Here is a 6,403-nt window from a genome sequence, read left to right on the forward strand (position 1 = left end):
GACATCGTCGAGACCGGCAACGATAGTTGGCGATTCAAGAACCGCGCCTGAACGCCCCCTCAACACACCTCACAAGAGGGTCCCTTTTGCGTGCCGATCTGGGGTCCCAATTCAGTGCCGATTGACAAACAGGGACCCGAACCGCTGGAGCAGGCTCGGCCCGCAGTCGAGATCGGCGACGCGGTCGGCGCGCAGTTGCTCGAGGTGCGGCGCCGTCAGGTCGGCGAAGGGCGCGAGCGGCCGCACCAGGTCCTCCGGTCGGGTGACCTCGCCGTGCTGGGTGCCGAGCCAGAGCAGGACCGGATCGGCGTCCTCCTCGGCCTGCTCATCCAGAACCTGGGCGAAGAAGGTCATCATCGGATTGTCCCAGCCGACGACGACGGACGTGCCCGGCCGCTTGGCCGGGAGTTCATGACGGCTCATCGTACGCCTCCTCAGAACGGGATCTCGCTGTCGTCGAACACCGGCTGCGGCGGCGGCACGTAGCCTGGCGTGTGCAGGCGATAGCCGTCATAGCCGTAGCGGTCGCACATCAGGGCGGCGAAGCTGCTCGCCGCCTTGCGCGAGGCGAAGGGATAGGGGTGCGGCGCGCTCATGATGTGGCAGCGGCCGTATCCGGCCTCGAAGCCCTCCTCGTGAACGGTCTCGAAAACCATCGTGGTGAGCGCGGGCATGCGCGGCAGTGCGGTCGGGGTGAGCATGACGGTGAACCTCGCGCGCAGGCGCGACCACGCATCCAGCGCAGCCGGCCAGGAAAGCTGCTGGTGACCAGGAAGGCGCAGCGGCGCCCGTCAGGGCGCCGTAGCCGAGGGGCTAGAACGGAATGTCATCGTCCTGATTGCCCGCGCCGGCGCCGGCGGGCTGGCGCCCACGCTGCGCGCCGCTCTCGCTCCGGCTCTGTCCGCCCGGCGCATCGAGCAGCACCAGGTTGCTCTGGAACGGCCGCAGCGCGACTTCCGTGCTGTAGCGCTCCACGCCCTGCTGGTCCGTCCATTTCCGGTTCTCGAGCTTGCCCTGGACCAGGACCTTGCTGCCCTTGCGCAGGTATCTCTCGCCGATGTCGATCAGGCCGTCCACGAAGACGGAAATGCGGTGCCATTCAGTGCGCTCGCGCTGCTCGCCGCTGCCGTCGCGCCAGAACTCGCTCGTGGCGAGGTTGAAGGTCAGCACCCGGCCCCCGGTCTGGAAGTGGCGCACCTCCGGGTCGCCGCCGAGGTTGCCGAGCAGGGTCACTTGGTTCACGTAGCGGGCCATCGTCTCATCCTCTCTCGTCTCACCTCGAGAGGTGGTCCGGCCCGTGCCGGTCATCGTCCTCTCGGGTGCGGCCGAAAGGAACCGGGCGGCCGGGCGGGACAACGGCGTGCGCAGCACGGGACCGGAGCCACGCGCAGCGCAGCGAGCATGGCGAGGACCCCCCCGTTGTCGCGGCCGGGTGTTCGGTTCAGGCCGCAGCAAACCCGAGAGGGCGGTGGCCGGCACGGGCAGCAGAACCGGTACAACTCCTCTGCTCACCGCTCATCTCCTCCCTCTCACCTGATCTCCTCTCTCGTCTCCTCTCTCATGCCGCCAGCGGCAGTGCCGACAGGTGCTCCAGCTGGGCGATTTCGGCGTGCAGACGCCGTAGTTGGGGGCCGAGCTTCTGCTCCTGTGCGGCTGCCTCGCGCAGGTAGCGCCCCCAGGTGCTGCGATTCCACTCACTACGGTCTTCGGGCGGGCGATGGCCCGGCCGGCCGTGGCCGGCGGCCCGCTCGCAAGCCGAGACGAGCCGGTCCTCGATGAGGATGATCTGCTGACGACGCACCGCGATGCGGGCCGCGATGATCTGGCGGTCCATGTGGTCCTCCGTGCCACTCAGGGATGAAGGCCCGCCCGGCCTATGCCGGGCGGGCGCGGGTCAGGCTGCGGCCTGGATCGGCTCGCCGTCGTTGCTGGCGGGCGGGAGGGCAGGCGTAAGCTCGTCCTCGACCTCCTCCCCGGTCGCCTCGGGATCGAGGTCGCCCGAGGGCTCGTCGAGATCCTCCTCGTCACTGTCCGGGTCGGCGGCATCATCGGCCGCCTTGGCATCCAGCCTCGCCACCTCGGAGGGGGTCAGGGCGAAGCGGGCAGCCGGCAGGACGTAGGGGCCCTGGCCGACATGGGCGATCAGGGCCTCGCGGGTGGCCTTGCCGGTGTTGCGCGGCAGGACGTTCTCGGCCGAGGCGGCGCGTTCCACGGCGCCCTTGCTCAGGCACTTCAGGAACTCGTCTGTTGCCATGTTCGGCAAGAACCGGTCGGCGCCGATCGCGTCGCCTGCCACCCGGGCTACCGGGCCGCTGCTGGTCATGCCGTCCCGGCAGGACAGCACGTTCTGTAGCATCTCGCGGGCCGCCGCGCGCAGCGCCTCAGGGTCGTGGGTCAGCACGCCACCCGCGATGATCGTGGCGGCGACCCGGCCCCGCTCGCCATAGCGGCTGGAGGGCTGGGGCGACTGCACCGAGACATTCTGACCGGCGAGCGCCAGCACCAGCAGGCCGATCAGGGTCTGGTCGTCGATCGGGTTCTCGCGCAGCGCCTGATGCAGGGCATCGGTGCGGTAATCGCCGATCATCGCCATGCCCTTCTGGGTCACATCCGCCTGCGCGCTGGGCGCCTTGGCAGCGCCGGCGCCCGCACCCGCGCTGCCCCGCTCGCCGCGGGTGCGGACGGGCACCCGGAAGGGAATGCTCTCCACCCGGCCGGTCTGGCGGTCGAGATAGAACGCCATCTCGTCCGTGTCCTGCGGCTTGCCATAGACCCGCTCGGCGCCGGGTGGCAGCTCGACGCTGCCGTACTTGCCCGCTTCCACGATGCAGGCTTTCGGATGCAGCGTCGCCAGATGGGTCGCCAGCCACTCGGTCTGCGCGTCGAAGAACTCCTGGACCTTGGTGGTGTAGAGGTTGTCCTCGCCGCCTGGGCCGAAGAGATCGTCCTCCCACGAGATCCCGAACTTCCGGGCGAGATCGTCGTCGAAGCGCGCATCCTTGCGCATCAGCCGGCGCTTGCGGAGCGGGTTGGCAATGCTCCACCAGCTCGCCTCCTGACCTTTCTTGGGCTTGTGCTGCTTCCAGACCGCCTCCTGCTCCTCGATCGGCGCGTTGGCGAGGATCTGCAGGTCGTCCGGGTCGGGCTCATCCCCCTTGGCCATGTGGTCGAGGATGGCGGGATGGATGTTGGCCAGCAGCCGCAGGCGCTTCACTCCTCGCACGGACATATTGAGCGCGTTGGCGACGCCCTGCTCGGTCCAGCCCTGGTCGCTGCCGAGCATGGCCTCGATGTGCCGCCACAGGTCAACCGAGCACATCTCGGCCCGGACCACGTTCTCCGCCAGCGATCGCATGGCATCGGCGCCGTCGTCCCCGTCGCGCACCAGCACCGGGATCTCGGCCAGCTTGGCCTTGATCGAGCAGCGGACCCGCCGCTCACCCGCGACGATGACCAGCTCCTCGCCGTCCTCGCGGACGACGGGCGGCTGGATCAGGCCGTGCGCCAGGATATTGGCCGTGAGCTGGGCATCCTGCTCCGGCATGGCCTTGGTGCGGCGGGGGTTGTTCGGGTTGAACTTCAGCGTGCGCGGGTTGACGGTCCTGAGTTCCACGGCGGGTCGCTCCTGGCGAGGGTTGCTCTCCGTCCTCTCCATCCCTGGCGAAGACCCCTCCCCTGCAGGCAGCGCGGCGGGCCCGGCACCATTGCCGGCGAGCGGCCCTGCCCGGTGCTGGACGCGGCCCGCAGGGCTGCGGCCGAGACGGGCTGGGATGCGACGGCGGCGATGGAGCGCAGCGGTGCCGGGATTGGCGCGATGCCAACCGTTCTCGCCTTCGGCCTTCTCCTCTCCCCTCCGGCTGGCCGCTGCTGGGGAGTGTTCCTCAGAACAGGGACGGCTGGTCGGAAGCCCAATCCGCCGGACGCGGGCGCGGCAGTTCGGTGACGGGCGCCTTCTCGGGCTGGTAGCGTGCCTGCAGGCGGTTCAGGAGGGCGCGCTCCGCGGCCTCGGTCTCGCGCGCGAGAGCGTCGCGAAGCCGGGCAACAAGCCCGGCAGCGCGGATGCGCGCCACCACGACGCGCTCCAGGTCGGAGAAGGTGAAGGCGGGATCGCCCCAGCACGGATGAGTGCTGACCTCCTCCAGGAAGCGCAGCTTATCGGCGGTGCTGGTGAAGTACTCGGCCCAGAACCCGTGCTGGTCGTAGTGCGCGATCATCCCAAAATGCTGGCACAGCATGCGGTAGAACTTCAGCGTGAAGCGCTTGCGTGGGAAGTCCTCCGCGATGAACGCGAGCAACTGATTGCCGAAATCGGCCTTCGCCGCAGCACTGTCGAACTCCGTCGCGGTGAACTGTTCGGCGGTGAGCAGCGGCAGCTGGAACGCGGCAAGGATGCGGCTCACGACACGCGCTCCGCTCCTGTATGCTCCCGGAATAGCTTCAGCGCTTCCTCTTCCGACACTCCGTTCAACCAGGTCTCGACGCGCCATTTTGCTTTGAGCTCGGCCGAACCGAGGATCTGCCTGATTTTCTCGGGCGGCAGAACCTTGGTCTGCATGATCCCGTGTTTACCCAACTCGATGTAGAGCACGCGCTTCTTCAGCCGCTTGCGGAGATCGCGCAGCAGGATCCAGTCATCGAGCATATGGCCGACGATCCACTCCGCGTCCTGCACGATCAGGTGGGGCTCGCCACCCAGGGATGCGCCGATGTCCACCTTCGGCAGGGTCTTGCCGTACTCGTCCAGCCGCAGGCGCAGCGTATCCGGCTGCACGTTGGTCGGGCCGCCCGTGCCGTGGTTCTGGGCCCAACCCTCCTTCCTGCCGTCGATCCACACCTCCGCGCTGAAGGCGTTGGTCTCCTCGCTCAGCGACGCACTGTAGTCGATCTTGCGCAGCTCGATCTTCATGCTGGGCTCCTGCCCCAGGTTCCGCGGGGCGCCGGTCCGGCCGGGTGCCGAAGGAGAGACGCCCCGGTCGCGCATCTCCCGTCGCCGTGCCTCGTTGGGAGAGGACAGGGAGAAGACCGCGCATGCCCGAGACGAAGGACGGGATCAGGGTCAACCGGGCGCCAGTGCTGACGCTCTGGGCCGCGGTGGTGGCGGAGCGGCTCGGCTACGACCGGGATGCCGCGATCACCCTCGGACGGGCAGTCGCCGGGTCGAGCGCGCGCGTGAAGGCGAAGGCCATCGGGATCGCCGAGGATCACCAGGAGGGCGGCGACATGCGCGATGAGGCTCGCAAGCTGCAGAAGGACCGAGCACGCGCGACGACCGTGCATCTGCTCGGCCGCGACGTGTCGGTCGTGGAGGAGAAGGGCTCGGTTCGCGCCCTGGACCATGACAAGCCGGCTGCGCCGAGGGCGGCGGCCAGCTACGTCACGCGGGCGTTCGGGGAGGACCTGCCGGCAGTGCGCCGAGCGATGGAGGAGCTGGCGGGCTCGATGGAGCCGGAGAAACTGAACCGGATCGGATTCCGGCTCTACGAACGCTTCCGGCCGGAGGTGCCGGCCGGTGCCAAGGGCTGGGGCGCCAAGGGCGTGCTGGACCTGGCGAGGATCCGTTCAGCGGGGCGCTGAGGTCAGGCCCCTGCTGGCGCGGATCCAGGCGACGCTATACCGCTCCGCGCCTGGCGCGCCAGCAATGCTGCATTGCACAAAACGCCCGTCGCTTTCCGGGCGCGGGGTGCCATAATTCCTTCAGCAGTGAGCCGGCATCGCTGGCTCCTGTCTTTCTTGGACGTTTCCTCCCTAAACTCAGGCGGCACCTTCGGGCGCCGCCTTTCTTTTTTCCTGGCCTCAGGCGGCCGTCCCGACGGCCGACTCCTGATCCTCTCCGTCCCGGTTGTCGTTGGACGCGAGATCGGCCTCGAGCGCCTTGAGCTCGGCAGCCTTGGCCTCCAGCTCCGCCTCCAGGGCGAAGGGCTCGCCCAGCCGCCGCTCGTAGCCGGGCAGCCGCGCTTCGGCCTCGGCCAGCGCCCGCCGCTCCTCGGCCAGTTCCACCTCGAAGCGGTCGAGCGCGTATTCCAGCCGGGAGATCAGGCCCATGGGCGTCAGATCGCCGTCGAGCCGGACCGCCTGCTCGGTGCCGGTGCGCTCGATCCAGACCTCCAGGTCGTAGCTCTCGCCCTTGAAGCGGCTCTTGCCCTCCATCTTGATCTCGAACCCGCCCAGGGTGCCCAGGGTCCACTGCCCCTCCTGCCGAGCCCGCTCGGTGAGCCGGATGCGGCTGAGCAGGGAAGCCCCGGCGGTCTTGCGGTCATCGAAGACCTTCTCGCCGGCGGTCAGCCGGAAGGCGTCGCCCCTGGTCGAGACCCGGGCCGCGATATCGTGCTCGATCTGCCCGATCCGGGTGCTGGCGCGGGCGATGGTGCTGCGGGCGGCATGGATCTGCCGCCGGATCGCATGC

At 69.0% G+C, this 6,403-nt stretch carries 8 protein-coding genes and 1 pseudogene; 1 reads left to right on the forward strand and 8 read right to left on the reverse strand.

The window, feature by feature from the left end; genetic code table 11:
• Positions 1 to 111 precede the first annotated feature (111 nt).
• From ROTAS13_RS17055 to ROTAS13_RS17085, 7 genes are all read right to left on the reverse strand, one after another.
• Positions 112 to 423, reverse strand: coding sequence for a hypothetical protein (locus tag ROTAS13_RS17055; protein WP_075822930.1), 312 nt, complete (start codon positions 421 to 423; stop codon positions 112 to 114).
• Between the two features lie 11 nt (positions 424 to 434).
• Complete coding sequence (locus ROTAS13_RS17060; protein WP_075822931.1) at positions 435 to 701, reverse strand: hypothetical protein; 267 nt, start codon at positions 699 to 701, stop codon at positions 435 to 437.
• A 112-nt stretch (positions 702 to 813) separates the two neighbouring features.
• Positions 814 to 1,254 carry a single-stranded DNA-binding protein gene (gene ssb / locus ROTAS13_RS17065; RefSeq protein WP_075822932.1) on the reverse strand — a complete coding sequence of 147 codons (441 nt, stop codon included), beginning with the start codon at positions 1,252 to 1,254 and terminating at the stop codon, positions 814 to 816.
• 304 nt (positions 1,255 to 1,558) lie between these two features.
• Positions 1,559 to 1,834, reverse strand: coding sequence for a hypothetical protein (locus tag ROTAS13_RS17070; protein ID WP_075822933.1), 276 nt, complete (start codon positions 1,832 to 1,834; stop codon positions 1,559 to 1,561).
• Between the two features lie 60 nt (positions 1,835 to 1,894).
• Entirely contained in the window at positions 1,895 to 3,613 is a 1,719-nt protein-coding gene (locus tag ROTAS13_RS17075) for a ParB/RepB/Spo0J family partition protein (RefSeq protein WP_075822934.1), read from the reverse strand.
• Between the two features lie 268 nt (positions 3,614 to 3,881).
• Positions 3,882 to 4,400, reverse strand: coding sequence for a hypothetical protein (locus tag ROTAS13_RS17080; protein WP_075822935.1), 519 nt, complete (start codon positions 4,398 to 4,400; stop codon positions 3,882 to 3,884).
• Positions 4,397 to 4,906: a hypothetical protein gene (locus tag ROTAS13_RS17085; RefSeq protein WP_075822936.1), complete on the reverse strand. Its 510-nt coding sequence runs from the start codon at positions 4,904 to 4,906 to the stop codon at positions 4,397 to 4,399. Before ROTAS13_RS17085 ends, ROTAS13_RS17080 begins: the two co-directional genes overlap by 4 nt.
• Before the next feature lie 122 nt (positions 4,907 to 5,028).
• Between ROTAS13_RS17085 and ROTAS13_RS17090 the strand changes: the two genes are divergently transcribed.
• The gene (locus ROTAS13_RS17090) at positions 5,029 to 5,574 is read left to right on the forward strand and encodes a hypothetical protein (RefSeq protein WP_075822937.1); all 546 of its coding nucleotides are present in this window, start codon (positions 5,029 to 5,031) and stop codon (positions 5,572 to 5,574) included.
• A gap of 219 nt (positions 5,575 to 5,793) precedes the next feature.
• Here the strand turns inward: ROTAS13_RS17090 and ROTAS13_RS27275 are convergent.
• A pseudogene (locus tag ROTAS13_RS27275) lies at positions 5,794 to 6,403 on the reverse strand (lactate dehydrogenase); the annotation flags it as partial.

Origin of the sequence: Roseomonas sp. TAS13 (assembly GCF_001950415.1) — a bacterium.
Taxonomy (GTDB): Bacteria; Pseudomonadota; Alphaproteobacteria; order Acetobacterales; family Acetobacteraceae; genus Roseomonas; species Roseomonas mucosa.